We start from the raw sequence: 25,763 nt of genomic DNA on the forward strand, positions 1-25,763 counted from the left end.
GTCATGCGCGTGAAGGCCCCCTTCCCTCGGCTCAGCCGAGGGAAGGGGACCTTCACGCGCGATCCGCCGCTCAGGAGGCGAAGCGGTCCGTCGCGCCGATGAGGACTTCGCGCATCGGCTCGTCCTGGGTGCTGTGGCCGACCTCGTCGATGATCACCAGTTCGCTGCCAGGCCACGCGTGGGCGAGTTCCCACGGCGTGCCGATGAGGTTGCCGAGGTCGAGGCTTCCTTCGGCGAGCACGGCCGGGATGTGGGCCAGCTTCCCGGCCTCCCGCAGGACCACGCCGTCGTCCAAAAAGGATCCATGGCTCCAGTAGTGCGTCACCAGCCTGGCGAAGGCGAGCCGGAACTCCGGCGTCTCGAAGCTCTTGTAGGGCGGGGAGGTCGGGACGATCGCGTCCTCCCAGGCGCACCAATCCGCCGCTGCCTTCTCGTGCACCGCCGGATCCGGGTCCATCAGCAACTTCAGATAGGCCGCCGCCAGATCGCCGTCGCGATCCTGTTCGGGAACGCCGTCGCGGAACTTCGCCCACGCTTCGGGGAAGACACCGCCGAGGCCGCGGGTGAGCAGGTCGGTCTCGCTCCGGCGGCCGGTGGCCAAGCCCATCAGGACCATCTCCGAGACCCGGTCCGGATACCGCTGGGCGTAGACCAGCGCGAGCACCGAACCCCAGGATCCGCCGAAGAGCAGCCACTTCTCGATGCCCAGATGCTCGCGAAGCAGCTCCATGTCGGCGAGCAGGTGGTCGGTGGTGTTGGCGGAGAGGTCGGCCTCGGGCTCGCCCGCGTGCGGCGTGCTCCGGCCGCAGCCGCGCTGGTCGAAGAGCACGACACGGTACTTGGCCGGGTCGAAGTACCGGCGCAGACCGGTGCTGCACCCCGTCCCCGGGCCGCCGTGCAGCGTGACGGCGGGCTTGCCCTCGGGATTCCCGCAGACCTCCCAGTACACGAGGTGCCCGTCGCCGACGTCGAGCATCCCGTGGTCGTACGGTTCGATTTCCGGATACAACCGTGTCACGTTCTCGTCCTCCCAGACCCGCGCGAAATACAACAGCGCTGTCACAATAGCCGGGACGGATCTCCCGGCGCGCGTGCTTTAAGTACGTGAAGGCCCCCTTCACTGCGTCCAGCGCAGTGAAGGGGGCCTTCACGTACTTGCCTCTGGCTAGCCTGGCAGAGTCCCGGAGACGTGCCGGAGCGCGTCGGCCAGCTCCGCCGGGCCCGCGGGCCCGATGTGGACCACCGCGTCGTTGCCGTGCCCGGTCGTGTAGCTGAGGTACCGGCCCCAGTCCGTGTCGGCGAAGTGCAACGGATCCTCGACGGCCACATGCCTGCCGATCTCGTCCCGCTTGCCGACGTAGAGCTCGCCGCTCCCCTCGACCGGCCGCTGCACGAGGCTGACGATGTCCGCGATCACCGGCGGCAGCGAATGCGTGTCCGGGCCGCGCCGTGCCGCCTCTTCGAGCTCGTACGCGCGGACCGTGCGAAGCCTGCCGCCGCCCGCCGGAACGGGCGGCAGCTGTTCGATCAGCGTTTCCGGCAGCCGCCGCCGATCGATCTCCTGCAGTCCGACCCAGTCACCCGACGCCACGGCCAGCACCGCCTGCAGGCCGAGCGAGGCGGCGAGGACGCCGTAGGTCTGGCCTCCGGTGTTCACCCAGCCGTAGTACTCGATGGCCGGTTTCGTGAGCACCGGAAGCCAGTCCAGGAAGTCGACCGACGCACGGCCGCTCGAATCCAGCAGCCCGGCCTGCGCCAACGCCGCTTCCACTCGCTTGTCCGCCTCCGCGCGGGCCGTCCTGGACAGCCAGCGCGGTTCGGGTCGCAGCGTGATGTGCAGGTCGCCGACGCGTTCGCGTTCGGCGAGCGCCGCCAAGGCTTCGACCGGGACGTCCACCCGGCCCGTTCTGACGGTCATCCGCTACTCGCCGATGACCGGCGGACTGGTCCGCTGGTCGGTGCCGAAGATCGCGTCGGGGTCGGCCTCGATCAGGTAGTCGGGACGCTGGTGCTCGTCGTCATCGTCACCGTCGGCACGCCTGCCGCCGGCGCCCATCGGGCCCATCGCGCCCGCGCCACCACGACCGGCGGCGCCACCACGCCCACCGGCCAGGTCTCCGCCACCCAGGCCGCCGAGCCCGCCCATGCCGGAACCCCGGCCGGCACCCAGACCACCGGAACCGGGCCCACCGGGACCGCCCGCGCGGCCGCCGGTGCCACCCTCGCCGCCGAGAAGCCTGCCCGCCGCGCTGTTGGGCCCGGGGACGTTGCGTCCGCTGGTTCCGCCGGGCGGGTTCTGCCCGGTGTTGCCGCCGGGGTTGTAGTTCTGGCCCGGCCCGTTCGGGAGACCGATGACGTTGTCCGAGTCACCGGGTCCGCGTCCGGGGACCCGGCCCGGGATGTCGGTCGTCGGTCCGGGCTTGCCCTTGCCGCCGCCGGTCGGGCGCGTGGTGTCGTCGTCGCCGGTACCCGGCGGCTTCCGCGTCGGCGTCGTGATGTTGCCGTCGGGCCTGTCCCTCGGCGGCACCGGACGGTCCTCGTTGGTGCCCGGCCTGTTCTGGTTCTGGTCGCCGCCCGGCCTGTTCTGGTTCTGATTGGTGCCGTTGTCGTCCGTGCCGCTGGTGTCGGTGCCGTCGTTGTCGTCACCGCCGCCGTTCCTGCCGGGCTTCACCGGGGGGTACGGCGGGATCACGATCGGGGGCGTACCGCCGGGGGTCTTGACGCTGACGTTCGCGCCGTCGTTCTTCAGGACGCCGTAATCGGTCGGCAGGCTGGAGCTCGTGCTGCTGGTGACCGAGTCGTACTGGTCCATCACCCGGACGTTGTTCTGGTTCGCCGCCTCGTGCTTCGCGACGCCCTCTTGGTAGTTCTTGATGTCGTTGTTGACCATGAACGGCCCGGCGATGGGAATGGCGCCCTTCAGGCCGGTGGTCCAGGGGTTGGGCTTGTCCGGCTTCGGCGGCACTGGCACGACCGACGACCCCGAGTCGTCGAAGCTGTCGGCCTGGGTCGTCACCGAATCCCTGGTCTGGAACAGCGGATCGGCGGTCTCCTTGAAGGCCTGCTCGAGCGGGCCCGCGCCGGCGTTCGCCGCGTCGGCGGCGGAGCCCGTCCAGGAGGAGGTCATCCGCGTCTGCAGGGACTTGATAGCCCTCCCACGCTCGACGTAGGCCTCCGAGAGTTTCGCGATGCGATCGGCCGCCGAACGCAGGTTGCGGGTATCGCCCTGGGTGAAGTTCTCGAAGATCTGTTTGCCGTCCACCCTCATGCCCCCTTGAGTGTCTTGATCAGGGCCGACGCGACCTTCTGCGCGGTCCCACAGGAATCCTGCTCGTTCTCGTAGCCCTCGGCTTGGGCGCTGATCGCCAGGTCGTCGGCGACGCCGACCGAAAGGTCGCAGTTGCCACGCGCTCGCCGGTCCTGCAGTCCGTAATAGACGGTCGGATAGCCGTCGACGTCGGGGCCGGGCTCCAGGAACTTCAGTTGCCCGGCTTCCTTGGCCTTGTGCAGGCCTGTCAGGCCACCCATGCCCTTTTCGCGGTTGCCACTGCCGAGGATGATCTGCAGACTTTCGGCCTTGCCCCGGATTCCCCAGCTGCAAGCGGGGTTACTGGTGTCGTTCTTCGCTTCTCCGGGCTCGGTGAACCCCAGTTCCGCAGCCGCGCCTGCCGGGAGCAGCTTGCACGCGTCACCGACGAACGCCGAGGCGTCCAGGGGATTCGTCACCTTCGGGACGTTCGGGTCTTCCGGCGCGGCCGAGGGAGCCGATGACGGTGCTGTTCCCTGGGTGGGGCTCGGTGTACCTGGAGTCTCCCCCGTGCACCCTGCGACCACGGCGGAAACGAACAAGAGCGCCACCGCGGCGGCACGATTTCTCAACACGTTCGGCATCCTCAGGTCGTGCGCAGGGTGTTGGCCTGATCGGTGGCCATCGTCTTCGTGCGAGCGAGCTCGAGTTTCTTGATGTACCCCTCGATGTAGTCCTTCATCGAGTCGTTCTGGTTCTGCAGGGCGATCAAGGAGGTGATCCCGGAATCGACGTAACTCGAGCTGGCTTCGTCCTTTCCAGGCGGCATCAGGTCCTCCGAGATCCGGCGGATCTCGTCGCCGTCCTTCACGACCTTTTCCAGCTCGTCTTCCCACAGCCCGATGACGGTCTTCAGCTCCTCGGGGCTCATCTCGAACCCGCCGCCGCCACCGCCGCCACCGCCGTAAACGGTCGGCTCCTTCGGCGTGGTCAGGTCACCCCAGACGGCCTTGATCGCGCTCGCGGCGTCGCCGATGATGTTCACGCCCGCACCTTCCCCTCAGCATTCACGCACCGTGACGGACAAAGCGTAGCCAAGCGGCGGACGGCGTGTCAGCCGATCCGGCCGAGTAGTCCGACGTGTCGCGAAGCCGTTCGGTTCCCGCGACGGCCGATCATCCCGCGAACCGGTCACAGTACGTACGTACGGATTGCATTGAGCGGGTCCTCGGTGACAGGATTCCAGGATGCCACGGGTCAGCCAGGATCACCTCGACGCACGCCGGCGCCAGATCCTCGACGGCTCCCGCGTGTGCTTCGCACGCTATGGCTACGAGGGTGCCACCGTCCGGCGGCTGGAGGAAGCCACCGGCCTCTCCCGTGGCGCGATCTTCCACCATTTCCGGGACAAGGAGTCCCTCTTCCTGGCCTTGGCCGAGGACGACGCGGTGCGCATGGCCGACATCGTCGCCGAGCAGGGTCTCGTCCAGGTGATGCGCGAGTTGCTGTCGAACCGCAGCGAGCATCCCGCCGACTGGCTCGGCACGCGGCTGGAGGTCTCCCGGCGGTTGCGCACGGACCCCGAGTTCCGCGCCCGCTGGGCCGAGCGGTCCCATCAGCTGACCGCCGCGACCCGCCGCCGTCTGCTGCGTCAGCGTGACGCCGGGATCCTGCGAGACGACGTCGACGTCGATGTCCTGACCGCGTATCTGGAGCTCGTCCTCGAAGGTCTCGTCTCGCACCTGGCGATGGGCCAGCCGGGTGACGATCTCGGCCCCGTCCTCGACCTGGTCGAGGAGAGCGTGCGGCGGCACCGGGCCCACGCGGCCGGGGGAACGCGTTAAGATTGTCCCATCGTCGCAGTACAGCGGCGGTATCTGTTGGTTTCCGATCGAGGAGTGACTCTTTTCGTGCGCGACGCGCAGTCACCTGGTGACAGTATCGAGCCGGGTGGCGAACCCGGCTGTTCCGTGACACTTCCCGCCGACCCCGCCGGCAGGGAATGATGGAAGTCCTGCTCGCCGTTCTCGGCATTCTCCTGTTCCTCCTGCTGACCGTCGGCACCGGCCTCGCCGTCGCCGCCGAGTTCTCCCTCACCGCGCTCGAGCGCAGCACGGTCGACGCGAACGTCCGCCAGGTCGGCGACAAACGCGCGCACACCGTGCAGAAGGCGCACCGCACGCTCTCGTTCCAGCTGTCCGGCGCGCAGGTGGCGATCACCATCACCACCCTGATCACCGGTTATCTCGCGGAGCCGGTGATCGGTGACCTGCTCCACCCGCTGTTCACCGCCGTCGGGTTCTCCGAGGGCGTGGCGAACGGGGTGTCGCTCGCGGTCGCGCTGATCCTGGCCACGTCGCTGTCGATGATCCTCGGCGAGATGATGCCGAAGAACCTCGCGATCGCCCGGCCGCTGCAGACCGCGCGCGCCGTCGCGGGGTACCACTCACGGTTCTCGTCGCTGTTCCGCTGGCTCATCACCCTGATGAACAACAGCGCCAACTTCCTCGTCCGCAAGTTCGGCGTCGAGCCGCAGGAGGAACTGCGGTCGGCCAGGTCGCCGCAGGAACTCGGCTCGATCGTGCGGTCCAGCGCGGAAAGCGGCACGCTCGACACGTCCACGGCCGAGCTGTTGGACAAGTCGCTGCGCTTCGGCGAGCGGACGGCCGACGAGCTGATGACGCCCCGCGTCCAGCTCGAATCGCTGACCGTCGACGACACGATCTCCGACCTCATCGAGATCTCCCGCCGCACCGGCTTCTCGCGCTTCCCGGTCTACACCGAGGATCTCGACGACGTGCAGGGCGCGGTGCACATCAAGCAGGCCTTCACCGTCCCGGCCGCCCAGCGCGCCGCGGTACGGATCGGCTCGGTCATGCGGCCGATCCCGACGGTGCCCGAATCGCTCCCGGGCGACTCGCTGCTCAACCGGCTGCGCGATTCCCGGTTCCAGCTCGCGATCGTCGTCGACGAGTACGGCGGCACCGCGGGCCTCGTGACCCTGGAGGACGTTGTCGAAGAGATCATCGGCGACGTCCGCGATGAGCACGACGAGCGGGAAGCGCCCTCCTCCCAGCAGGTCGGCGCCGACAACTGGCTCGTGTCCGGGCAGCTTCGCGCCGACGAGGTCACCGACGAGACCGGGTTCCGGATGCCCGACGGCGACTACGAGACCATCGCCGGGCTGATCCTCGAACGGCTCGGCCGGATCCCCTCCCCCGGTGACGCCACCGATCTCGACGCGTGGCGGCTCACGGTGACCAAGATGGACCGGCTCCGCATCGCCGAGGTCGAGGTCCGGCGGGTCAGCGAGACCGCCACGTCCGCCGAGCAGGAGCCCGCCCGATGAACGACTGGTTCAACATCTTCCTCGTCGTGGTCCTGCTGCTGGCCAACGCGTTCTTCGTCGGCGCCGAGTTCGCGCTCATCTCCTCGCGCCGCGACCGGCTGGAAGCCTTGCTGGAGCAGGGAAAGACCCGCGCCCGGATCGTCATCAACGCGAGCAAGAACGTCTCGCTGATGCTCGCGGGCGCGCAGCTCGGCATCACCATCTGCTCGCTGCTGCTGGGACGGCTCGGGGAGCCGGCCGTCGCGCACCAGCTGGCCGGATTCTTCGAGCTGTTCGGGATTCCCGACGTCCTGCTGCACCCGATCTCGTTCGCGATCGCGCTGGCGTTCATCACCATCCTGCACGTCCTCATCGGCGAGATGGTGCCGAAGAACCTCGCGATCGCCGAGCCGGAACGGCTGGCGCTGTGGCTGGTCCCGGTGCACGTGGCCTGGGTGAAGCTCGCCAATCCGTTCATCTGGTTGCTGAACTTCGTGGCGAACTCCCTGCTGCGGGTGTTCAAGGTCGAACCGAAGGACGAACTCGAAACCGCCTACACCTCCGACGAGCTCGCGGAGCTGCTCAGTGAGTCGCGGCGCGAGGGGCTGCTGGAGCATTCCGAGCATCAGCGGCTGAGCAAGACGCTGTCCTCGGTGGAGAAGACGGTGGCCGACGTGCTGGTCCCGACGGCCCAGCTGACCACGCTGCCCTGCTCGCCCACGTTGGGCGACGTCGAGCGTGCGGTGTCCTCGACCGGGTTCTCCCGTTTCCCGGTGTGCACCGACGACGGGACGCTGACCGGCTACATCCACGTCAAGGACATCCTCGACCTCGTGGGCGAGGACCCGACCACCGTGGTGCCGCCGGACAAGACACGCGCGCTCACCGAACTGCACGCCGACGCCCGGCTCGACGAGGCGTTGTCGGCGATGCGCAAGGAAGGCAGCCACCTGGCGCGGGCGCTGAGCCCGGCGGGGGCGGCGGTCGGCGTCGTCGCGCTGGAGGACCTCGTCGAGGAATACGTGGGGACTGTCCGCGACGGTACCCACGTCAGGGCATGACCGGCCCGATCGTCCTTCCCGAGCCCGTCTGGCGGGCTCGGGAGGACGAGCACGTCACGCGGATGCGGCGCTGGACGACACCGCACCAGCTCCGCCGTTCACGGGGCGAAAAGCATCCGGTGCTCGACTTCCTCTTCACCTACTACTCGCACCGGCCAGGGCATCTCGAACGCTGGCAACCGGGTCCGGGGGTCGTGCTCGAAGGCGCGGCCGCCCGGCGGTTCCTGGAGCGGAAGGGTTACCTGGAGACCCCGGAGGGCGTCATGCTCGATCCGGCGGGCTTCACCGAGGGCCGGGCCAAGACCGCGGAATTCGTCCTCGGACTGCTTTCCGCGACCGCGTCCCGCTCTCCGAGACTCAGTTGTTTCGGGTTGCATGAATGGGCAATGGTTTACCGGGAATCGGCGGATGAGGTTCGTCACTCACAACTTCCGCTCCGGCTCGGTTCGGCCGGAACCGACGGCGTGGTCGAATCGCTCGAGATCCGGTGCGGGCATTACGACGCGTTCCGGTTCTTCACCGAGCCCGCCCGGCCTCGCAACACGCTGCGGCCGGCACGGGAGAACCAGACCGAGTTCGAGCAGCCGGGCTGCCTGCACGCCAACATGGATCTCTTCAAGTGGGCGTACAAACTCGATCCGTTCGTGCCCGCCGAGCTGGTCGGGGACTGCTTCGAGCTGGCGGCGGACATCCGGGAACTGGACATGCGGGCCAGCCCCTACGATCTGGCGGAGTTCGGATACTCACCCGTGCGGATCGAGAGCCCCGAAGGCCGTGCCGAGTACGCCCGCGCGCAGGCCGCGTTCGCCCGCCGGGCCGCGCCGCTGCGTGAGCACCTGATAGCGCATTGCCAACGGCTCCTCGCCGAGTTAAAGAAGGTGCCCGCGACACGCGGAAAACAACTGTGAGTCGTCGCATTCCCCGTAACATCCTCCCCTGTTAGAGTGATAACGGTTTGATTGCATACGCAGCGCGAGCGCGCACGTTTCGAAAGGACAACGATGGGGCGACACAGCGTGGCCGAGGAGCCGGTGCCGCATCCCCTCGACCCGCCGAAGCGGCCTCAGGGCCGCGGTGAGGCGACCGGTTCACACCGGATCGTCGGGAAGAAGGCCCCGCGGCGCCGGATCGCCAAGTGGCCGATCGCCTGCCTGGTCCTCTTGGTCCTGGTCGCGATCGGCGTGTTCGGCTGGAACTGGGCCGACGGCGAGCTCAACACCCGTGCCGAAGCCCAGGCCAAGGCGTGCAGCGCCGGCGACACCCCGATGCGGATCATCGTCACCCCCAGCATCGAAAAGCCCGTGCGAGCGGCGGCCGAGCGGTGGAACAACGCCGCGACCGTGGTCCGCGACCACTGTGTGGTCATCCAGGTCGACGCGCTGTCCTCCGCTTCCGTGCTCGACGGCCTCGTCGGCCGGACCAACCTCGACTCCATCGGCGGCCTCCCCGCCGCCTGGATCCCAGAATCCACCTACTGGGTGACCGAGCTGAACACCGCCAAACCCGCACTGGTCGGGTCGCCCGCCCAGTCGGTCGCGACGGCGCGTTCGGCCGACTACCCGCTCGTCGGCCTCGCCGGCAAGAGCATCGACGAGGTCCAGATGCGCGCCGCTCAGACCTTCCGTCAGTACCTGCAGCAGCCGGCCCAGCAGGCCGACTTCGCCGCCGCGGGTATCAAGGCCACCTGAGCCCCTCGAACCGCGGGAAAGGCCCCTTCGCCGCTCGGGAAGGGGCCTTTCCCGTACCTCGACCCTCGTGAGCGGTGCCACGGCGGTAACCCCGCATCGCAAGTCCGTGACGGACTGACCCAGGGTCTCCTGGAGTTCCCCTCATCCGCCCGGGACTCGGCGACCTCGCCCGCCGCAACGATGTCGCATGCTCACCAAAGTTCGGTCGTGGGAATGTCGTGAAGGGCCCCTTTGAGACGATCAAGGTCTCAAAGGGGCCCTTCACGACATGGGAGTTCGACGCCGGGCCATCGGAAGCTGACGGAGCCGCCCGCCCACTCCCGGGTCTCGTGAGTGGTATGGACGGTTAGAGCCAACCGTGTCCTGGTACCTACTGAGGGTCTTGCGTGACTGGATGGACGACACACGTGTCTGGACGGACGGCTCACGGTGAAGGCTTCGCCACGGCCGTGTCGTTCATCCGGTCCCGTGTGTCGTCCGCCGGATCACACGTGCCGTCCGGTCAATCACGCGAAGCCGCCGTTCGGCCCAGGTAATCGTGAGTGGTAAGGACGGTTAGAACCGTCCTTACCACTCACGAGCCGAAGGTGTCCGGGTCCGGCCCGGTGCGCGTCCCGTCGTCGAACTCCGCGAGGGCCGCGAGATCGTCCTCGGCCAGTTCGAAGTCGAATACGTCGAAGTTCTCGCGAATCCGGGACGGCGTCACGGATTTCGGGATCGCGACCGCGCCGAGCTGCAGATGCCAGCGCAGCACCAGCTGTGCCGGACTCTTGCCGTACTTGGCGGCGAGGGCGGTCAGTGTCGGGTCCGAGAGCAGCGATCCCTGCGCGAGCGGGCTCCACGCCTCGGTGACGACGCCGTGCTCGGCGTGGAACTCGCGCAGTGCCTTCTGCTGCAGCCGCGGGTGCAGCTCGACCTGGTTGACCGCGGGCACGATGCCGGTCTCGTCGAACAGCCGCCGCAGATGCGGGACGTGGAAGTTCGAGACCCCGATGGCGCGCGCCCGGCCGTCCGCGTAGAGCTTTTCCAGCGCACGCCAGGTTTCGACGTACTTCCCGCGGGCGGGTGTCGGCCAATGGATCAGGTACAGGTCCACACGGTCCAGGCCGAGTTCCGCGAGGCTCGCGTCGAACGCCCGGAGCGCCTCGTCGTAGCCGTGGCCCGGATTCGGGAGCTTCGTGGTGATGAACAGTTCGTCGCGGGGTACTCCCGCCGAACGGATCGCCTCGCCGACACCGGCTTCGTTCCCGTATGACGCGGCGGTGTCGATGCTGCGGTACCCGGCCTCGATGGCGGTCCGGACGACCTTGGCCGTGTCACCCGCGGGGACCTGCCAGACGCCGAAACCGAGTTGGGGGATGGCTACCTCGTTGTTCAGGACGACGGAAGGCACGGCCATGGAAGAGGAATCCTCACTGGAGTCTGTGGCGGGACTTCTTGCCCGGCATCATTCCACCCCGCGCGCCGCGTACGCGCGCAGATATTCCGCCGTGTCCGCGTCCGCCGGGAAGAAGGACTCGATCACCAGCTCGGCGACCGTGACGTCCAACGGCGTCCCGAAGGTGGAGACCGTGCTGAAGAAGGTGAGCTCGGCGTCCTCGTGCCGAAGCTTCAACGGAACGAAGATGTCACCCGGCCCGGGGACCTCCACTTCGGGAACGGGGTCCGCGCACGGATAGGAGAGCAGTTCCTCCAGGAGTTCGGTCAGCGCCGGGTCGGCCGTCTGGGTCACCTGCCGCCGCAGCCTGCCGAGCAGATGGGCGCGCCACTCCCCCAGGTTCAGCACGTGCGGCGCCATCCCCTCCGGATGCAGCGTCACCCGCAGGACGTTGACCGGCGGCGTCATCAAGGCCGGCGAGACCAGGCCGGTCATGATCGAGATGCTCGCGTTGGCGTCGACCAGGTTCCACCAGCGGTCGGCGACGGCGGCCGGGTACGGCTCGTGGCTGGTCATCAGCTGCCGGACCGCCTTGCGGACCGCCGCCATCTCCGGGGCGCCGAGGCCGCTTTCGGCGTACGCGGGCGCGTAACCCGCCGCCAGCAACAGCTGATTGCGTTCCCTCAAAGGCACCTCCAGGTGCTCGCCGAGCCGCAGCACCATGTCGCGGCTGGGCTTGGACCGGCCGGTCTCCACGAAGCTCAGATGCCGGGTGGAGATATCCGCCGAGATGGCGAGGTCCAGCTGGCTGATCCGGCGGCGGTCACGCCATTCGCGGAGGAGCTCGCCGACAGGGCGGCCCGCGGTCACTGTGGTCGTCACGATCACGAACCTACGGACCCGCGCGCGGAGCCGCCATTACCTCCCGCGTAATCGACGGGACCCACCCCCGGCCGACATTGTTGCGGCATCGAACAACCCCGAACGAAACGAGGAGACACACCATGTCGGACATCCAGCGCGTCGCCGAGCAGTACATCGCCGTGTGGAACGAGACCGACGCGGACAAGCGCCGCGCGCTCATCGCCGAAGTGTTCACCGAGGACGCCGCCTACACCGACCCGCTCGGCGCGGTCACCGGCCATGACGGCGTCGACGGCTTCATCGCCGGCGCCCAGGCCCAGTTCGCGGGGCTGAAGTTCAGCCTGCCCGCGGCGCCCGACGCGCACCACGACATCGCGCGGTTCCAGTGGTACCTCGGCCCCGACGGCGCGGAAGAGCCGCTGGCGATCGGGTTCGACGTCATCACCGTCGAGGACGGACGGATCAAGCAGGTGCTGGGCTTTCTCGACAAGATGCCCGGCTGACCCCTCAGGCGAAGGCCTCCGGTGGCGGGCAGGAGCAGACGAGGTTGCGGTCGCCCGCGGCCCCGTCGATCCGCCGCACCGGAGACCAGATCTTCGACGCGGTGAACCCGGCCGGGAAGACCGCGATCTCCCTGCTGTACGGCCGATCCCACTCGCCCGCGAGGCAGCGCGCGGTGTGCGGGGCGTTGCGCAGCGGGCTCTCGGCCACCGGCCACTCCCCCGCGGCGACCTTCTCGATCTCGTCGCGGATCGCGATCATCGCGTCGCAGAACCGGTCGAGTTCGCCGAGGTCCTCGCTCTCGGTGGGCTCGACCATGAGCGTGCCCGCGACCGGGAAGGACATCGTCGGTGCGTGGAGCCCGTAGTCGGCCAGCCGCTTGGCCACGTCGTCGACGGTGACGCCGGTCCGTTTGGTGAGCGCGCGGAGGTCGAGGATGCACTCGTGCGCCACGAGCCCCTCATGCCCGGAATACAGCACCGGATAGTGCGCGGCGAGACGTTTCGCAACGTAGTTGGCGTTCGCGACCGCGGTCAGCGTCGCCCGCCGCAGGCCGTCGGCGCCCATCATCCGGACGTAGGCCCACGAGATCGGCAGGATCGACGCGCTCCCCCACGGCGCGGCGCTGATCGGGCCCACGCCGGTGGCCGGGCCGGCGTCCGGCTGCAGCGGGTGGTTCGGCAGGTACGGCGCCAGGTGTGCTCGGACGCCGATCGGGCCGATCCCCGGGCCCCCGCCACCGTGCGGGATGCAGAAGGTCTTGTGCAGGTTCAGATGGGAGACGTCGGCGCCGAACTTGCCGTACTGCGCCACCCCGATCAGCGCGTTCAGGTTCGCGCCGTCGACGTACACCTGGCCGCCCGCGTCGTGCACCAGCGCGCAGACCTCGCGGACGGTGTCCTCGTAGACGCCGTGCGTCGACGGGTAGGTGATCATGATCGCGGCGAGGTCGTCCGCGTGCCCGTCCACAGTGGACCGGAGGTGGCCGAGGTCGATGTTGCCCTCGTCGTCGCATTTCACGACGACCACCCGCATCCCGGCCATGACCGCGCTGGCCGCGTTCGTCCCGTGGGCGCTGGACGGGATCAGGCAGACGTCACGTGCCGCGTTCCCGCGCTCGCGGTGGTACGCGCGAATCGCCAGCAGCCCGGCGAACTCGCCCTGGCTTCCGGCGTTCGGCTGCAGGGAGACCGCGTCGTAGCCGGTGATGCCGGCGAGCCACCGCTCCAGATCCTTGACCACGGTGAGCAGCCCGGCAGCGTCCTCGGCGGGCGCGAACGGGTGCAGTCCGGCGAACTCGGGCCAGGTGATCGGCTCCATCTCGGCCGTGGCGTTCAGCTTCATCGTGCAGGAGCCGAGCGGGATCATGCTCCGGTCGAGCGCGATGTCCTTGTCGGACAACGACCTCAGGTACCGGAGCAGCGCCGTCTCCGAGCGATGCGCGTGGAAGACCGGATGCGTCAGGTAGTCGCTGGTGCGGCGCAGATCCGGCGGGAAGCCGTCCGCGGTGTCCGCGTCGAGCGAGTCCACATCGGACACCGCGACCCCGAACGCCTTCCACACCAAGGAAAGATGCTCACGGGTCGTCGTCTCGTCGCACGCGACGGCGACGTGGTCGGCGTCCACGAGCCGCAGGTTGACCCCGAGCTCCCTGGCCGTGCCGACGATCCCCGCCGCACGCCCCGGGACGGAAACCGTCACGGTGTCGAAGAACTCGCAGTGCACGACGTCCACACCGCTCTCGGCGAGGCCCGCCGCGAGCACGGTGGCCATCCGGTGCGCGCGGTTCGCGATGGCGCGCAGGCCTTCGGGACCGTGGTACACCGCGTACATCGACGCGATCACCGCCAGCAGCACCTGGGCGGTGCAGATGTTGCTCGTCGCCTTCTCGCGGCGGATGTGCTGCTCGCGGGTCTGGAGCGCGAGCCGGTACGCGGGCGCGCCGTCGGCGTCCTTCGACACCCCGACCAGCCGTCCGGGTAGCTGCCGTTCCAGCCCCTGCCGGACGGCGAGGTACGCCGCGTGCGGCCCGCCGAAGCCCATCGGGACGCCGAACCGCTGCGTCGACCCGATCGCGACGTCGGCGCCGAGCTCACCGGGCGGGCGCAACAGGGTCAGCGCCAGCGGATCCGCGGCCATCACCACCGCCGCGCCCAGTGCCTTGGCCTCGGAGATGGTGTGGTCCCATTCGCGGACGGCTCCCGACGCGCCCGGATACGACAGCAGCACGCCGAAGAAGTCGCCGCCGAGCCCGAGCCCGGTGATGCCCTGGGACAGATCCGCGGTCACCAGCTCGATGCCGAGCGGTTCGGCGCGGGTGCGCAGGACCTCGATCGTCTGCGGAAGGGTGTCCTCGTCGACCACGAACCGGTTCGACTTCGCCTTGCCCGCCCGGCGGACCAGCGTCATCGCCTCGGCCGCCGCGGTCGCCTCGTCCAGCATCGACGCGTTGGCGATCGGCAGGCCGGTCAGATCGGACACCATGGTCTGGAAGTTCAGCAGCGCTTCGAGGCGGCCTTGCGAGATCTCCGGCTGATACGGCGTGTACGCGGTGTACCAGGCCGGGCTCTCCAGCACGTTCCGGCGGATCACCGGCGGGGTCACGGTGTCGTGATAGCCGAGGCCGATCATCTGGACCATCGGCCGGTTGCGCGCGGCCAGTGCGCGGAGCTCGGCGAGCGCGCGGGTCTCGGTGGCGGGCGGCGGCAGCTCCAGCGGTGCCGCGGACTTCCGCAGCGACGCGGGGACGGCCCGCTCGGCGAGTTCGTCCAAGGAGGTGACGCCGACGACGTCGAGGATGCGCGCGAGCTCTTCGGTGCCGGGACCGATGTGCCGGTCCGCGAAGGGGGTTCCGGATTCGAGAGCGGCCAGTGAAACGGGCTCCATCGGGGACCTCCCAAGACGCGGGGGTGGGGCCGGGACGATTGTCCTGGCCCTCCCCACTCTGTCCGTACCCCCGTGGGGGCGCCTGAGAGTTTCGCCCGAGTGTTGAGCCGGGCTTGCACCGTCGGCGGGGCCGCCAGGCTGTGACCTGGCGAACCACTTTCCAGAGGCGTCTCTTCCGCGCGGTCCAGGGTGCCTGAGAGGTTCCGGGGAGGACTTGCTCCTTCGGCGCCGAGCTCAACGGTTATCGGCTCGGTCTCTCCCGCGCGGATTCGTCGACCGCGGAAGTGAGCCTACCCTGCCGCGTCCGCGGCCTCATGATCAGCCGGTGCGACGGGCGTTGCGGCGCTGCGTGAGCTCGTCCGGTGTGACCGTTTCGATCACGCCGCCGTCGGCCCGCTCGGCCGGGAACTCGTGGATGGTGCCGCTGATCTCCTGCATCGCCCCGCTGACCGCGATCCCGAAGACACCCTGCCCGCCCTGGAGTAAATCGACGATCTCTTCGGGCGAAGTGCACTCGTAGACGGTGGTGCCGTCGGAGAACAGGGTGACCTTGGCGAGGTCGCGGACGCCGCGCAGGCGCAGGTGGTCGACGGCGACGCGGATGTTCTGCAGGGAGACACCGGTGTCCAGCAGCCGCTTGACGACCTTCAGGACGAGGATGTCCTTGAACGAGTAGAGCCGCTGCGAACCGGAGCCGTGCGCCGTGCGGATGCTCGGCGCGACCAGCTTCGTGCGGGCCCAGTAGTCGAGCTGCCGGTAGGTGATCCCGGCGATCTGGCAGGCGGCGGGACCGCGGTAACCGACGAGTTCGTCCGGGAGGGAAGAGTCGGGGAACAGCTCGCCCTGCTCGCCGTCAGCGACCGGAACGAGCGGCTCTTGAGGGCTACCAGCCTCGACCACGCCATGCCTCCCCTCGCCCGACCTGGCGGCCGGCGAACAAAGCCGCGCGGACCCACGTGAGCCCGCACCGGAGTTCCTCGTCAAGACGAATGCCCCAGACATCCGAATCACACCTTGGCGATTCACCTTCATTGACGGTAAGCGCGTCCGGCAAAGCGGTCAACGCGACGCGCGGTCCACCTCAAGCTCTTCTTGAGGCTTGTCGAGCACAGTCCCCCGTTCGGCTGCACCGTTGCCACTTTTACTCAGTCGTGTTATTTTTTACTCATGCAAGTAACTCCCTCCACGCAGAGCGCCATGCAAGAGGTCCAGGCGGAGCTGGGACTGTCGGTCACCGAGGCGGCCCGGCGGGCCCAGATCATCGGGGCGACGATCGCGACGATCTCCGACCTCGGATATCACAAGACGTCGTTCGCGAAGATCAAGGAACGGGCCGGGCTGTCCAGCACCCGGATCGTCTCGTACCACTTCACCAACAAGGCGGGCCTGATGCAGGCCGTGGTCACCACCGCGACCGGGATGAAGGACAAGTTCCTGGAGGAGCGGATCCAGGGCACCACCGACCGGCCCGGGCTGCTGCGCGGCTACATCGAATCGGAGATCGCGTTCCTGGGCTCGTACCCGGAACTGGTGCGGGTCATGGTCGAGATGGGCGCGAGCGGCTCGGACGCCGAGGGCTGGTTCATGTCGGCGCCGCTGGTCGAGGAGTTCCGGACCGGCCGGCTCGAACGTCAGCTACGCCAGGGCCAGCAGGAAGGCGCTTTCGGCGGCTTCGCGGCGGACGTGATGGCGTTGTCGATCGCGCAGGCCATCGACGGCGTCGCGGCGAAGTTCGCGGCGGATCCGAAGCTGGACCTGGAGCGGTACGGGCGCGAGCTGGCGGACCTGTTCGTCAAGGCGACCGCGGCCTGATCCGCATTCAGAGGACTAAACGCGCATGAAGAAGGGGCGGCACCAGCAGGCGCCGCCCCTTCGGTCAAGTTATCGGGATCAGGTGTCCGCGCCGCGGAAGTCCTCCGGCGAGACCGAGTCGAGGAACTCGCGGAACTTCTCGACCTCGTCCTCCTGCTCGTCGGGGATGATGAGACCCGCTTCCTCCAGCACCGCGTCCACGGCGTGGATGGGCACCCCGACCCGCAGCGCCAGCGCCACCGAATCGCTCGGACGCGCCGAAACCCGGATGTCCCCGTCGAAGACCAGCTCCGCGAAGAACGTGCCTTCCTTCAGATCGGTGATGACGACCTGCTCCAGCTCGCGGCCCAGCGCTCCGATGACCTCCTTGAGCAGGTCATGGGTGAGCGGACGGGCCGGGCGGACTCCCTGCTGCTCCAAGGCGATGGCGGTGGCCTCGACCGAGCCGATCCAGATCGGCAGGTAACGCTCGCCTTCGGTTTCCCGCAGCAACAAGATCGGCTGATTCGCGGGTAGCTCCACCCGCACGCCGACGACGCGCATCTCGCTCATCGGGCTTCGCCTCCCTCTCGTGCGCACGGGCTGCAACGCTTGTCTCGACGACCAAGCGACGGCAGTCCCGACGCTACCCGTCTTCCGAGCGCTGTGCTCGCTGTCTCCGACATTCTCGGTTCGCCCGTGGCAAACCCAACTCTCACGGTACGGCATAGGGTGCCGAACATTCAGGCATTGACAAGTGGCCGCACAACGGCTCCCGGCTCCTCGAAGCCGTTCAACCGCCTGTGACAGCCCGTATTCCGGCCTTCACCAAGAGCGTGTGCAACGCCACGGTCAAGGCGGCCAGCTCCCGGACGACCTCGTCGCCCCTCGCCTGGGCGTCCTCGTCACGATGCCGATACACCGGGGTCACGATCTGCTCCAGCAGGCCCACCTCGCGGTCGGCCGCGGCCCGGAAGGCACGCAGATGTCTCGGCTCGATACCGAATTCGGTCATCGCCTTCACGGTCTTCGCCACGAGGACGGCGTCCGGGTCGAAGAACCCCGCCGCTCCCGGACGGACAAGACCGTATTGCCGCAGCTCAGCCAGGGTGGCGGCGTCGATCCCGGCCTGGCGGAGCAGATCTTCCTCGGTCAGCCTGATCTCGCGGTCGGTCTCGAAATCCCCCGGGGACGGCAGTCCGCCGTTCTCACCGGGGGCGTCGAGCGACACGAGTTTCCGCGGCAGCCGCGGCATCGCCGCGGTGTGCTCGGCGGACGCGGCGCCCTGATCCGCCGCGTCCAGCTGTTCCTTGATGACCTTCAGCGGGAGGTAGTGATCCCGCTGGGCGGACAGGACGAACCGCAACCGCTCCACGTCCGCCGGAGCGAACTGCCGGTACCCCGACGGGGTCCGGCCCGGCTGGACCAGACCCTCCGCCTCGAGGAACCGGATCTTGGAGATGGTGACATCGGGGAAGTCGCCGCGCAGCTGTGCCAGCACGGCCCCGATGCTCAACCCATCGCGCTGCGACGCATCCCGATCAGGCCGCCCGGCCGCCGTCACCGTGCCCCCTGGCCCCCGTGACCCGGGCCGGTCAGGAAGACCAGGCGGAACTTGCCGATCTGCACCTCGTCGCCACCGGCGAGGACGGCCTGGTCGACCGGCTCGCGGTTGACGTAGGTGCCGTTGAGGCTGCCGACGTCGATGACGACGAACTCGCCACCCTCACGGCGGAACTCGGCGTGGCGCCGGGAGACCGTGACGTCGTCGAGGAAGATGTCGCTGTCCGGGTGCCGTCCCGCGCTGGTGGTGTCGCGGTCCAGCAGGAAGCGCGAACCCGCGTTCGGGCCCCGCTTGACGACCAGCAGCGCAGAACCCGCGGGCAGCGCGTCCACACCCTGGACGGGGGCCTCGGCAGCCGGAGGAGCCTCGGTGCCTTCGACGTCGGCCAGGAAGTCGGCCCGGAAGACAGAAGTCCGCTCCGGAGACTGCTCCGGGGGAACGCCGGGCCCGTCGTTCGTGCTCACCTGAGCTCTCCTAACGCATGTGTGTTGCCACTACTCAAGAACGTGTGGAGTCAAACGTACCGTGCCTGATCGAATCTCCGGCCCGCGGCTCCCCCTACTCTTCCCGAAGGGCCGCGGCCTGCGGCTATTCCTTGATCAGCGCCTGGTACGCCTCGGCCTCCAGCAGGGATTCCACCGAGCTCGCGTCGTCGAGACGGAGCTCGATCAGCCAGCCTTCGCCGTAGGGGTCGCTGTTGATCAGCTCGGGTGACTCGGTCACCGCGTCGTTGACCGCGACCACCTCGCCGTCGAGCGGGGCGAACAGCTCCGAAACACTCTTGGTCGACTCGACCTCGCCGAACGCGTCGCCCGCACCGACCTGCTTGCCGACCTCGGGCAGTTCGACGAACACCACGTCACCGAGCTGGTCCTGGGCGTACTCCGTGATGCCCACGCGCACGAGCCCTCCGTCGCGCACGGAGACCCACTCGTGTTCCTCGGTGTACCGCAGTTCTTCTGGAGTGGACAACGCCGCTCCCCTTTCTGATGCCCTCGCTCGAAACCGACGCGCGCAGTTTCGCATCCCGCCGGGTCACGCGCCCGGCGCCTCCCGCAAGGCGCGCACGGTCTGGACGATGTACAGCACGCCCGAATAGACGTACAGGACCGCACCCCACGCCGTGAAGGCGTAGCCGATCGGCCGGGCGATCGCGGCGATGTCGGAACCGCCCTGGGTGAGCAGCAGGAACGGGAAGGCGTACATCAGCACGAAGGTGGCGCCCTTGCCGATGTAGGTGACCTCCGGCGGGGCGAACCCGCGGTGCCGCAGCAGCAGCACGCAGACGCCGAGGACGGCCTCGCGGACGACCAGCGGGACCACCAGCCACCACGGGATGATGTCGCGGATCAGGAAGGCGATGAGGGTGGCGAGGATGTAGAGCCGGTCGGCGGCGGGGTCGAGCAGCTGGCCGAGCCGCGACATCTGGTTGAGCCAGCGGGCGAGTTTGCCGTCGAGCCAGTCGGTGAGCGCGCTGAACACGAGCAGCGCGAGCGCCCAGCCGTCCTCCTTCGGGCCGAGCAGCAGCCACAGGAAGACCGGCACCCCGGCGAGCCGGAGGATCGAAAGCATGTTGGGGACATTCAGGGCCTGCCGCAGCAGGGAAGGCTCTTCGCTGGTCACGCTCGGTTCGGGGGGCGTACTCACCCGCTCAGCCTAGCCAGCGGCGGCAGGTCCTCCCGCGTCAGCTGGCCCGGGTGTGGGTCCAGCCGCGGCGTTGCAGGTCCGCGCTGGTCAGCGCCACGGGCCTGCCCCGGTGGTCGGTGCCCATCCAGCGGTTGTGGCCGGCGGAGGTCTCGAGGACGTACGGGCGGCCACCACACCAGACGACGGTGCACGGTGCCGTCGGTGGCAGCTCCGCGCTCGCCGGTGCGGTGGCCTGGGTTGACGCGGGGTCGGTCTGTTCGTCGGTCTTCATCACTCTCACGGTTTCGGTGACGGGGACTGGGACACGCCGGAGCGCTACCTTTGTTTTCGGCAGAACGGGGCCGCGCGTTAACGGCTCCACGCCGGATTCGTCCGATCGGTTCGCAACGACAGCAGGATGTTGTCGCGCTGTGAACGGCATGTTAATCGTCCACAATGGACAGTCGCCGGGCGGTCCTCGCGAAGCACGGCGGCGGTGGCGCGATAGCCTCCCGCGAATCGAACGTGGCTCAATGCCACGGGATCGGGCCCGGCCGGGTCAGAATGGGCCGGCCACGACCGGCCGACGAAAGGATCGCCTTGCCCGTCTCGACCACCATGGGAACGTGGCGGCGCCTGTTCGCGGCCTGCGCCGTCTGTGCCGCCGTCGGAACGCTCGCCGCCTGTTCGGGCGAAGATCCGCCACCGCCTGTCACCTTGATGTCGGCCTCGCCGCCCTCGCTTCCCACCGCGGTGTCCAGCGTGCCGGTGCCGCCGATCCCGTCGCAGACCGCGCCGAGCCGGTCCGCCGCACCGGTTCCCACCTCCCAGCCGAAACCCGCTGAACCGGTTCAGGGTTCGTGCGGAACGGTCACCGCGGCCAGCGGGCTGACCCTGCAGGTGCTCAATGGCCCCGGGGTCTCGTGCGCGGACGCGACCGGGATCGTCGATTCGTTCCACAAGAGGATCGCCGGACGCCAGTCCGCGGGCTCGGACGAGCCGGTCAGCGAGACCGTGGACGGCTGGCTGTGCGTCTCCGGCGCCCCCGCCGCGCAGGGCGGAACCAGTTGCAGCAAGGGCGACCAGAACGTGTTCGCCGCCGTCGTCCCCGTCGAATGAACCGAATGAAGGGCCCATGAAGAGCTTCGCCGTCCTGCCCGCCGCGTTCGCCGTCGTCCTGCTGAGCGGATGCGGCGCGGACCCCGCTCCCGCCGCCGCGCCGCCGCCCTCCCCCGTACCCACGGCCGATCAGGTCCTCGCCGGAAAGCCCTGCGGCGAGGTCGCCGGGTTCCAGGGCGCGAAGAACAGGGTCGTCGTCCGGGGGAAGGCAGACTGCGCCGAGGCGAAACAGGTGCTCACGGACTACTTCGCGAAGCTGACCCCGGCCGAGGCGGCGTCACCGCAGGGGCCGGGCCCCGTGGTGGTCGGCGCCTGGACCTGCGGGAGCGGGCCGAACGATCCGGTGACGAGCTGTTCGACCGAGGACGAACGGCAGATCGACGCCACCCGGAGCTGAGCACGACCGGCGGCGTCATTTCCCGCGACGCCGCCGGGCCCGGTCCATCCGGTACAGGACACCGAGCCCGATCAGCATTCCCAGCAGTACCAAGCCGGCGAGCGCGACCATCACCAGGCTCAAGACCCGGTTGGACCTCGACAGGTAGGCGAATCCGTCGCCGGCGAAGATCCTGTCGCCCTTCGCGACCTTCTCGCCGTCGATCCTCCCGTGACCGGTGCGCCCGTCGTCGAATCGCCACGACGCCGAGCAATAGGGGAACCGGCCGCTCATCGGCGGCCCGTCCTCGACGCAGCCGGAGACGTCGGTGACCGTGACGTCCTCCCCGGTGTTCAGTTCGCGGACACGTTCGGCGACGGCTCCCCCGGTCACCCACAACAGGAAGACGAACGGGATCGCGGCCAGCAGCATCCAGGCGTTCCGCGGTTCACCTGACAAGAAAGTCCTTCCGTTCGGTCTCTTCAGGCTATTCGCCGCCGCCGCGGAGTGACACGGGATTTGTACCCACCCCCTTGCGGTCATAGGTAAGAGTCGTCTAGACTCAAACTATGCTCACCAGCGAAGACGCCGTGACGATGATCGAGAACACGGTCGACGCGGCCGCTCTGTTCGCGCGCCATCGCTACCGCGAACTGGCGGCCGTTCTCCACCCCGACCGCAACCCCGGCGACGAGCGCGCCCACCGCGCCGCCGCCACTCTCAACCGGCTCCATGACGACTGGAAACGCTCCCGGCGCCAGACGGTCACCACGGCGACGTCGGCGTACACCCTCACCACGCCGCACGCGGTGGGCAGCATCGCGACGACGTACCGGGCCACCGGGCCGCACCTGGTGAAACTCGTCCGCGACCCGGCGCTCAACCCGCTGATCCACGCGGAATGGGCGGCCCTGCGCACGCTCGACGGCTTCACGGAACGGCACCGGTGGCTTCGCCCCTACTACCCGCGGCTGCTGGACACCTCGGGTCCGGTGGCCAGGGGCGACCGCGCGTTCAGCGTCCTCGATCCGCTCGTCGACGGTTTCGTCACCCTCGCCGATGTCGGGAAAGCCTTCCCCGGCGGGCTCGACGGCCGCGACTACGCCTGGATGCACCGTCGCCTCCTGCGTGCCGTGGCAGGCGCGCATCGCGCGGGGGTCGTCCACGGCCACCTCACCGCGGACAACGTGCTCGTCCATCCGGAGCGGCACGGCATCGTCGTCGTCGGCTGGTCCTTCGCCGTCGAAGACGGTGTCCTCCCGCTCGCGGCGGACAACTCCGTCGACTACCCACCGGAAGTCCACAAAGGACTGCCGATGACCGCCGCCACCGACGTCCACATGCTCCACCGCATGATGCTGGAACTGCTGGCACCGGACGAAACCCGCCAGCGCGAGTTCGCGACTTGGTGCACACAGGACAACCCCGCACAACGGCCCGACGCCGCCGATCTGCTCGACGAATACGACGCGCTGCTCGACGACCTCTACGGCCCCCGCACCTTCCGACCCTTCACCATCCCCGAGACAGGAGCCTGACCATGGGACACGGACACTGGGACGACAACGCCTACGCCGCCGCGAAGACCTTCCGGAAGGCCAAGGGCGAGGACGACTTCGGCTACACCGCCGATCTGCGCTCCAAGCCCGCGAAAGACTGGAAGGTCGCACCGGCGCTCGACCCGCTGAACGCGGTCCGGGAATGCCGGGATTCGGCCGACCACACCGATTCGACGCCGATCGCGGTGCTGTTCGACGTCACCGGCTCGATGCGCCGGGTGCCGCGGGTCATGCAGGGCAAGCTCGGCAAACTGCACGGCCTGCTGAAGCGCCGGGGGTACCTGGCCGACCCGCAGGTGATGTTCGGCGCGATCGGCGACGCCGACAGCGACCGGGTTCCCTTGCAGGTCGGGCAGTTCGAATCGGACAACCGGATGGACGAGCAGCTGCGCACGATCTTCCTCGAAGGCGGTGGCGGCGGGCAGAAGAGCGAGTCCTACGAACTGGCCGCCTACTTCATGGCCCGGCACGTCGTGACCGACGCGTGGCAGAACCGCGGCCGCAAGGGCTACCTGTTCATCATCGGCGACGAGCTGAACAAGCCGGCGCTGGAGGCGCGCCACATCCGCCGCGTGATCGGGGACGACGTGCGGGAGGACATCGACCCGGCCTCGGTGTACCGGGAGCTGGCCCGCAAGTGGCACGTCTACTTCGTGCTGCCGAACCAGTCGTCGTACTACAACGACCCGCAGATCGGCGAGCACTGGAGCGATCTGCTGGGCCAGAACTTCCTGAAGCTCGACGATCCCGGCGCGGTATGCGAACTGATCGCGGCCACCATCGGGCTGGAAGAGCGGGTCGTCGACGTCGACCGGGCGCTCGCCGATCTCGCGGACGTCGGCTCGGTCGCGGAAAGCAAGGCGGTCGGCAAGGCGCTGGCGAAGCTGGGCACCAAATCGGTCGTCACCTCGGCCGTGCCGGAGCCGGACGGGCCGAGCGACGTGGTGCTGCGATGACTCTCCTGGACGGTCACGTGGTGGTGGTCGGGCTCGGCTTCGGCGACGAAGGCAAGGGCGCGGTGGTCGACGCGCTCTGCGCCGCCCGGCCCACCACCGCCGTGGTCCGCTTCAACGGCGGCGCGCAGGCCGCGCACAACGTCGTCGTGGACGGGCGGCACCACACGTTCAGCCAGTTCGGGGCGGGCACGTTCGCCGGCGTGCCCACCCACCTCTCACGGTTCGTGCTTGTCGAGCCGTTCGCGCTGGCCGCGGAAGCGCGGCGGCTCGAAGCGGTCGGCGTCCGGAATCCGTTGTCGCTGCTGAGCGTGGACGGCCGGGCCCTGCTCACGACCCCGTTCCACATCCACGCCAACCGGGCAAGGGAGGCGGCCCGGGGCGCGAACCGGCACGGTTCGTGCGGCATGGGTATCGGTGAGACCGTCTGGTATTCGCTGCTGGCGGGGGCCGTGCCGGGCGAGGTGGTGGAAAACCAGGAAGTCATCGGGACGCCGGGGGAAGCGCCCACGGTCGCGGACTGCGCCACACCGTCGGTGTTGCGGCGCAAGCTGGACACGCTCGCGCGGTTCTACGCCCCACTCGCCACGCCACCGCACGGCGTGGACGAACTGGTGGCGCTGTACCGCGATTTCGCGGACGCCATACGGATCACCGACGGGGACGAAGCGGGACGACTGGCGGATTCCGGGCGGCTGGTCTTCGAGGGAGCGCAGGGGGCTCTCCTCGACCAGTACCACGGATTCCACCCGCATACGACCTGGTCCACCACCACGCCGCACAACGCCCGCGAACTGCTGGCCGGACGCCCGCACGCCGTCCTGGGTGTCACGCGGACCTATCTCACCCGGCACGGCGCGGGACCGCTGCCGACCGAGTCCGCCGCCGTGCTCGCCCGCTTTCCGGAGGCGCACAACGAAACCGGCGAGTTCCAGGGCGCGTGGCGGGCGGGTCATCTCGACGCGGCCCTGCTCGACTACGCGATCGCGGCGTGCGACGGCGTGGACGCGCTCGCGGTGACCCATCTCGACGCGACCGGGCTGAAGGTCGTGCCCGAGGACGGCTCCGCCGCCGTCGACCTGCCGGATCCGCTGGCGTGGTTCGGCGAGCAGCTGCCGGTGGCCGTCGCCGGGTACGGTCCGGACAGGGCCGGTTACCGGGTCACGGAAGCAAGGTCGACAATCAACGCGTGATCGAGTCGACGCCGGTGTCCGTTGACGTGCTCGTGGTGCGGTTCGCGCCCGGCACCAGGAAAGTGCTGCTGGGAATCGCGCCGCGAGCCGCCGAGCCGTTCGCGGGTGAACTCGCCTTGCCCGGGGTGTTGCTCGGGCTCGGGGAACGGCTGAGGGAGGCGGCACATCGGGCGGTGGTCGGGAAACTCGGCCTCTCGCCCGACGCCGTCTCGGCCACGGGACAGCTCGCCACCTTCGACGAGCCGAACCGTGATCCCCGCGGGCCCACGCTCTCCATCGCCTTGTGGGCCACGGTGGATCCCGCGCTCGACGAGCCGGGGAACGTGGTGTGGGCCCCGCTGGACGAAGTCCCGCCGCTGGCGTTCGACCACGACCGGATCGTGGCGGACTGCCGTCCGATGCTGGCCGAACGGCTGTGGCGGGACGTCGCCTTCACCGCCGGGCTGCTGGGACGGATCTTCACGACGGCGCAGGCGCTGGACGTCACCGAAGCACTGACCGGGGACCGCCCCTATCCGGCCAACCTCGGCCGGACCATGGAGCGGGTCCCCGGTCTGCGGCGCACCACAGAACACGCGGCCGCCCTCCCCAAGGGAGGACGGCCGCCGTCGTTGTGGCGCTGGGAGTGA

Annotated in this window: 29 protein-coding genes and 1 riboswitch; of the genes, 13 read left to right on the forward strand and 16 right to left on the reverse strand. The window is 69.1% G+C overall.

What is annotated here, in order from left to right:
- Positions 1–70 precede the first annotated feature (70 nt).
- The 5 genes from pip to H4W30_RS21285 form a co-directional block, all read right to left on the reverse strand.
- The gene (gene pip, locus H4W30_RS21265; protein WP_192744465.1) at positions 71–1,018 is read right to left on the reverse strand and encodes a prolyl aminopeptidase; all 948 of its coding nucleotides are present in this window, start codon (positions 1,016–1,018) and stop codon (positions 71–73) included.
- Positions 1,019–1,165: 147 nt separating this feature from the next.
- Positions 1,166–1,897 (reverse strand): ESX secretion-associated protein EspG, encoded by a 732-nt coding sequence (locus tag H4W30_RS21270; protein WP_192746742.1) that lies wholly within the window; start codon positions 1,895–1,897, stop codon positions 1,166–1,168.
- A 24-nt stretch (positions 1,898–1,921) separates the two neighbouring features.
- Complete coding sequence (locus H4W30_RS21275; protein WP_192744466.1) at positions 1,922–3,268, reverse strand: WXG100 family type VII secretion target; 1,347 nt, start codon at positions 3,266–3,268, stop codon at positions 1,922–1,924.
- Positions 3,265–3,891 (reverse strand): DUF3558 domain-containing protein, encoded by a 627-nt coding sequence (locus H4W30_RS21280; protein ID WP_192744467.1) that lies wholly within the window; start codon positions 3,889–3,891, stop codon positions 3,265–3,267. Before H4W30_RS21280 ends, H4W30_RS21275 begins: the two co-directional genes overlap by 4 nt.
- A gap of 2 nt (positions 3,892–3,893) precedes the next feature.
- Complete coding sequence (locus H4W30_RS21285) at positions 3,894–4,292, reverse strand: hypothetical protein (RefSeq protein WP_192744468.1); 399 nt, start codon at positions 4,290–4,292, stop codon at positions 3,894–3,896.
- Positions 4,293–4,494: 202 nt separating this feature from the next.
- On the opposite strand from H4W30_RS21285, the gene H4W30_RS21290 reads away from it, so the two are divergent.
- The 5 genes from H4W30_RS21290 to H4W30_RS21310 all read left to right on the forward strand — a co-directional run bounded on the left by H4W30_RS21290 (position 4,495) and on the right by H4W30_RS21310 (position 9,324).
- Positions 4,495–5,091: a TetR/AcrR family transcriptional regulator gene (locus H4W30_RS21290; protein ID WP_005150059.1), complete on the forward strand. Its 597-nt coding sequence runs from the start codon at positions 4,495–4,497 to the stop codon at positions 5,089–5,091.
- A gap of 158 nt (positions 5,092–5,249) precedes the next feature.
- Positions 5,250–6,596 carry a hemolysin family protein gene (locus tag H4W30_RS21295; RefSeq protein ID WP_192744469.1) on the forward strand — a complete coding sequence of 449 codons (1,347 nt, stop codon included), beginning with the start codon at positions 5,250–5,252 and terminating at the stop codon, positions 6,594–6,596.
- Positions 6,593–7,636: a hemolysin family protein gene (locus H4W30_RS21300; protein WP_192744470.1), complete on the forward strand. Its 1,044-nt coding sequence runs from the start codon at positions 6,593–6,595 to the stop codon at positions 7,634–7,636. Before H4W30_RS21295 ends, H4W30_RS21300 begins: the two co-directional genes overlap by 4 nt.
- Positions 7,633–8,544, forward strand: coding sequence for a 3-methyladenine DNA glycosylase (locus tag H4W30_RS21305; RefSeq protein WP_192744471.1), 912 nt, complete (start codon positions 7,633–7,635; stop codon positions 8,542–8,544). Before H4W30_RS21300 ends, H4W30_RS21305 begins: the two co-directional genes overlap by 4 nt.
- Positions 8,545–8,637: 93 nt before the next feature.
- Positions 8,638–9,324 (forward strand): hypothetical protein, encoded by a 687-nt coding sequence (locus H4W30_RS21310; RefSeq protein WP_225949805.1) that lies wholly within the window; start codon positions 8,638–8,640, stop codon positions 9,322–9,324.
- 574 nt (positions 9,325–9,898) lie between these two features.
- Here the strand turns inward: H4W30_RS21310 and H4W30_RS21315 are convergent.
- Together H4W30_RS21315 and H4W30_RS21320 are read right to left on the reverse strand one after the other, a co-directional pair.
- On the reverse strand, positions 9,899–10,723 hold the full coding sequence (locus tag H4W30_RS21315; protein ID WP_192744472.1) for an aldo/keto reductase: 825 nt from the start codon (positions 10,721–10,723) through the stop codon (positions 9,899–9,901).
- Between the two features lie 48 nt (positions 10,724–10,771).
- Positions 10,772–11,590 carry a helix-turn-helix domain-containing protein gene (locus tag H4W30_RS21320; protein ID WP_185927032.1) on the reverse strand — a complete coding sequence of 273 codons (819 nt, stop codon included), beginning with the start codon at positions 11,588–11,590 and terminating at the stop codon, positions 10,772–10,774.
- A 116-nt stretch (positions 11,591–11,706) separates the two neighbouring features.
- Between H4W30_RS21320 and H4W30_RS21325 the strand changes: the two genes are divergently transcribed.
- Positions 11,707–12,069 (forward strand): nuclear transport factor 2 family protein, encoded by a 363-nt coding sequence (locus H4W30_RS21325; RefSeq protein ID WP_192744473.1) that lies wholly within the window; start codon positions 11,707–11,709, stop codon positions 12,067–12,069.
- 4 nt (positions 12,070–12,073) lie between these two features.
- On the opposite strand, the gene gcvP is transcribed toward H4W30_RS21325, so the two are convergent.
- On the reverse strand, positions 12,074–14,953 hold the full coding sequence (gene gcvP, locus H4W30_RS21330) for an aminomethyl-transferring glycine dehydrogenase (RefSeq protein WP_192744474.1): 2,880 nt from the start codon (positions 14,951–14,953) through the stop codon (positions 12,074–12,076).
- Between the two features lie 170 nt (positions 14,954–15,123).
- A riboswitch (glycine riboswitch) is annotated at positions 15,124–15,225 on the reverse strand.
- 46 nt (positions 15,226–15,271) lie between these two features.
- Positions 15,272–15,853 carry a MerR family transcriptional regulator gene (locus tag H4W30_RS21335; RefSeq protein ID WP_005150040.1) on the reverse strand — a complete coding sequence of 194 codons (582 nt, stop codon included), beginning with the start codon at positions 15,851–15,853 and terminating at the stop codon, positions 15,272–15,274.
- Positions 15,854–16,150: 297 nt separating this feature from the next.
- Between H4W30_RS21335 and H4W30_RS21340 the strand changes: the two genes are divergently transcribed.
- Positions 16,151–16,765, forward strand: coding sequence for a TetR/AcrR family transcriptional regulator (locus H4W30_RS21340; RefSeq protein WP_192746744.1), 615 nt, complete (start codon positions 16,151–16,153; stop codon positions 16,763–16,765).
- 78 nt (positions 16,766–16,843) lie between these two features.
- On the opposite strand, the gene H4W30_RS21345 is transcribed toward H4W30_RS21340, so the two are convergent.
- The 6 genes from H4W30_RS21345 to H4W30_RS21370 all read right to left on the reverse strand — a co-directional run bounded on the left by H4W30_RS21345 (position 16,844) and on the right by H4W30_RS21370 (position 20,226).
- Positions 16,844–17,317 (reverse strand): bifunctional nuclease family protein, encoded by a 474-nt coding sequence (locus H4W30_RS21345; protein WP_005150031.1) that lies wholly within the window; start codon positions 17,315–17,317, stop codon positions 16,844–16,846.
- 220 nt (positions 17,318–17,537) lie between these two features.
- On the reverse strand, positions 17,538–18,308 hold the full coding sequence (gene ftsR, locus H4W30_RS21350) for a transcriptional regulator FtsR (RefSeq protein WP_192744475.1): 771 nt from the start codon (positions 18,306–18,308) through the stop codon (positions 17,538–17,540).
- A complete protein-coding gene (garA, locus tag H4W30_RS21355; RefSeq protein ID WP_005150023.1) occupies positions 18,305–18,772 on the reverse strand; it encodes a glycogen accumulation regulator GarA in 468 nt (155 codons plus the stop codon). Before garA ends, ftsR begins: the two co-directional genes overlap by 4 nt.
- Positions 18,773–18,896: 124 nt before the next feature.
- A complete protein-coding gene (gcvH, locus tag H4W30_RS21360) occupies positions 18,897–19,280 on the reverse strand; it encodes a glycine cleavage system protein GcvH (RefSeq protein ID WP_192744476.1) in 384 nt (127 codons plus the stop codon).
- Between the two features lie 63 nt (positions 19,281–19,343).
- The gene (locus tag H4W30_RS21365) at positions 19,344–19,955 is read right to left on the reverse strand and encodes a CDP-alcohol phosphatidyltransferase family protein (RefSeq protein WP_378233321.1); all 612 of its coding nucleotides are present in this window, start codon (positions 19,953–19,955) and stop codon (positions 19,344–19,346) included.
- Between the two features lie 37 nt (positions 19,956–19,992).
- Positions 19,993–20,226 (reverse strand): hypothetical protein, encoded by a 234-nt coding sequence (locus H4W30_RS21370; protein WP_192744477.1) that lies wholly within the window; start codon positions 20,224–20,226, stop codon positions 19,993–19,995.
- A 308-nt stretch (positions 20,227–20,534) separates the two neighbouring features.
- Between H4W30_RS21370 and H4W30_RS43760 the strand changes: the two genes are divergently transcribed.
- Positions 20,535–21,053, forward strand: coding sequence for a hypothetical protein (locus H4W30_RS43760; protein ID WP_225949807.1), 519 nt, complete (start codon positions 20,535–20,537; stop codon positions 21,051–21,053).
- A 16-nt stretch (positions 21,054–21,069) separates the two neighbouring features.
- Entirely contained in the window at positions 21,070–21,450 is a 381-nt protein-coding gene (locus H4W30_RS21380; RefSeq protein ID WP_192744478.1) for a hypothetical protein, read from the forward strand.
- A 15-nt stretch (positions 21,451–21,465) separates the two neighbouring features.
- On the opposite strand, the gene H4W30_RS21385 is transcribed toward H4W30_RS21380, so the two are convergent.
- The gene (locus H4W30_RS21385; protein WP_225949808.1) at positions 21,466–21,888 is read right to left on the reverse strand and encodes a hypothetical protein; all 423 of its coding nucleotides are present in this window, start codon (positions 21,886–21,888) and stop codon (positions 21,466–21,468) included.
- Between the two features lie 110 nt (positions 21,889–21,998).
- On the opposite strand from H4W30_RS21385, the gene H4W30_RS21390 reads away from it, so the two are divergent.
- Genes H4W30_RS21390 through H4W30_RS21405 form a run of 4 tightly spaced genes read left to right on the forward strand, consistent with a single transcriptional unit; the run spans position 21,999 to position 25,763 of the window.
- Positions 21,999–22,967, forward strand: a complete 969-nt coding sequence (locus tag H4W30_RS21390; protein WP_192744479.1) for an adenylate cyclase — start codon at positions 21,999–22,001, stop codon at positions 22,965–22,967.
- 2 nt (positions 22,968–22,969) lie between these two features.
- On the forward strand, positions 22,970–23,944 hold the full coding sequence (locus H4W30_RS21395; RefSeq protein WP_192744480.1) for a hypothetical protein: 975 nt from the start codon (positions 22,970–22,972) through the stop codon (positions 23,942–23,944).
- Positions 23,941–25,134 (forward strand): adenylosuccinate synthetase, encoded by a 1,194-nt coding sequence (locus H4W30_RS21400; RefSeq protein WP_192744481.1) that lies wholly within the window; start codon positions 23,941–23,943, stop codon positions 25,132–25,134. Before H4W30_RS21395 ends, H4W30_RS21400 begins: the two co-directional genes overlap by 4 nt.
- Complete coding sequence (locus H4W30_RS21405; RefSeq protein WP_192744482.1) at positions 25,131–25,763, forward strand: NUDIX hydrolase; 633 nt, start codon at positions 25,131–25,133, stop codon at positions 25,761–25,763. Before H4W30_RS21400 ends, H4W30_RS21405 begins: the two co-directional genes overlap by 4 nt.

The sequence above is a fragment of the Amycolatopsis roodepoortensis genome (genome assembly GCF_014873915.1).
Classification (GTDB): domain Bacteria; phylum Actinomycetota; class Actinomycetes; order Mycobacteriales; family Pseudonocardiaceae; genus Amycolatopsis; species Amycolatopsis roodepoortensis.

Bases quoted from the DNA above. Each gene is read 5' to 3' on its own strand.
- H4W30_RS21325 (WP_192744473.1), top strand. From the start codon at position 11,707: ATGTCGGACATCCAGCGCGTCGCCGAGCAGTACATCGCCGTGTGGAAC.
- H4W30_RS21275 (WP_192744466.1), bottom strand. From the start codon at position 3,268: ATGAGGGTGGACGGCAAACAGATCTTCGAGAACTTCACCCAGGGCGAT.
- H4W30_RS21300 (WP_192744470.1), top strand. From the start codon at position 6,593: ATGAACGACTGGTTCAACATCTTCCTCGTCGTGGTCCTGCTGCTGGCC.
- H4W30_RS21280 (WP_192744467.1), bottom strand. From the start codon at position 3,891: ATGCCGAACGTGTTGAGAAATCGTGCCGCCGCGGTGGCGCTCTTGTTC.
- H4W30_RS21310 (WP_225949805.1), top strand. From the start codon at position 8,638: ATGGGGCGACACAGCGTGGCCGAGGAGCCGGTGCCGCATCCCCTCGAC.
- H4W30_RS21390 (WP_192744479.1), top strand. From the start codon at position 21,999: ATGCTCACCAGCGAAGACGCCGTGACGATGATCGAGAACACGGTCGAC.
- H4W30_RS21340 (WP_192746744.1), top strand. From the start codon at position 16,151: ATGCAAGAGGTCCAGGCGGAGCTGGGACTGTCGGTCACCGAGGCGGCC.
- H4W30_RS21305 (WP_192744471.1), top strand. From the start codon at position 7,633: ATGACCGGCCCGATCGTCCTTCCCGAGCCCGTCTGGCGGGCTCGGGAG.
- H4W30_RS21295 (WP_192744469.1), top strand. From the start codon at position 5,250: ATGATGGAAGTCCTGCTCGCCGTTCTCGGCATTCTCCTGTTCCTCCTG.
- H4W30_RS21345 (WP_005150031.1), bottom strand. From the start codon at position 17,317: ATGAGCGAGATGCGCGTCGTCGGCGTGCGGGTGGAGCTACCCGCGAAT.
- gcvP (WP_192744474.1), bottom strand. From the start codon at position 14,953: ATGGAGCCCGTTTCACTGGCCGCTCTCGAATCCGGAACCCCCTTCGCG.
- H4W30_RS21370 (WP_192744477.1), bottom strand. From the start codon at position 20,226: ATGAAGACCGACGAACAGACCGACCCCGCGTCAACCCAGGCCACCGCA.
- H4W30_RS21395 (WP_192744480.1), top strand. From the start codon at position 22,970: ATGGGACACGGACACTGGGACGACAACGCCTACGCCGCCGCGAAGACC.
- H4W30_RS21290 (WP_005150059.1), top strand. From the start codon at position 4,495: ATGCCACGGGTCAGCCAGGATCACCTCGACGCACGCCGGCGCCAGATC.
- H4W30_RS21380 (WP_192744478.1), top strand. From the start codon at position 21,070: ATGAAGAGCTTCGCCGTCCTGCCCGCCGCGTTCGCCGTCGTCCTGCTG.
- H4W30_RS21400 (WP_192744481.1), top strand. From the start codon at position 23,941: ATGACTCTCCTGGACGGTCACGTGGTGGTGGTCGGGCTCGGCTTCGGC.
- H4W30_RS21315 (WP_192744472.1), bottom strand. From the start codon at position 10,723: ATGGCCGTGCCTTCCGTCGTCCTGAACAACGAGGTAGCCATCCCCCAA.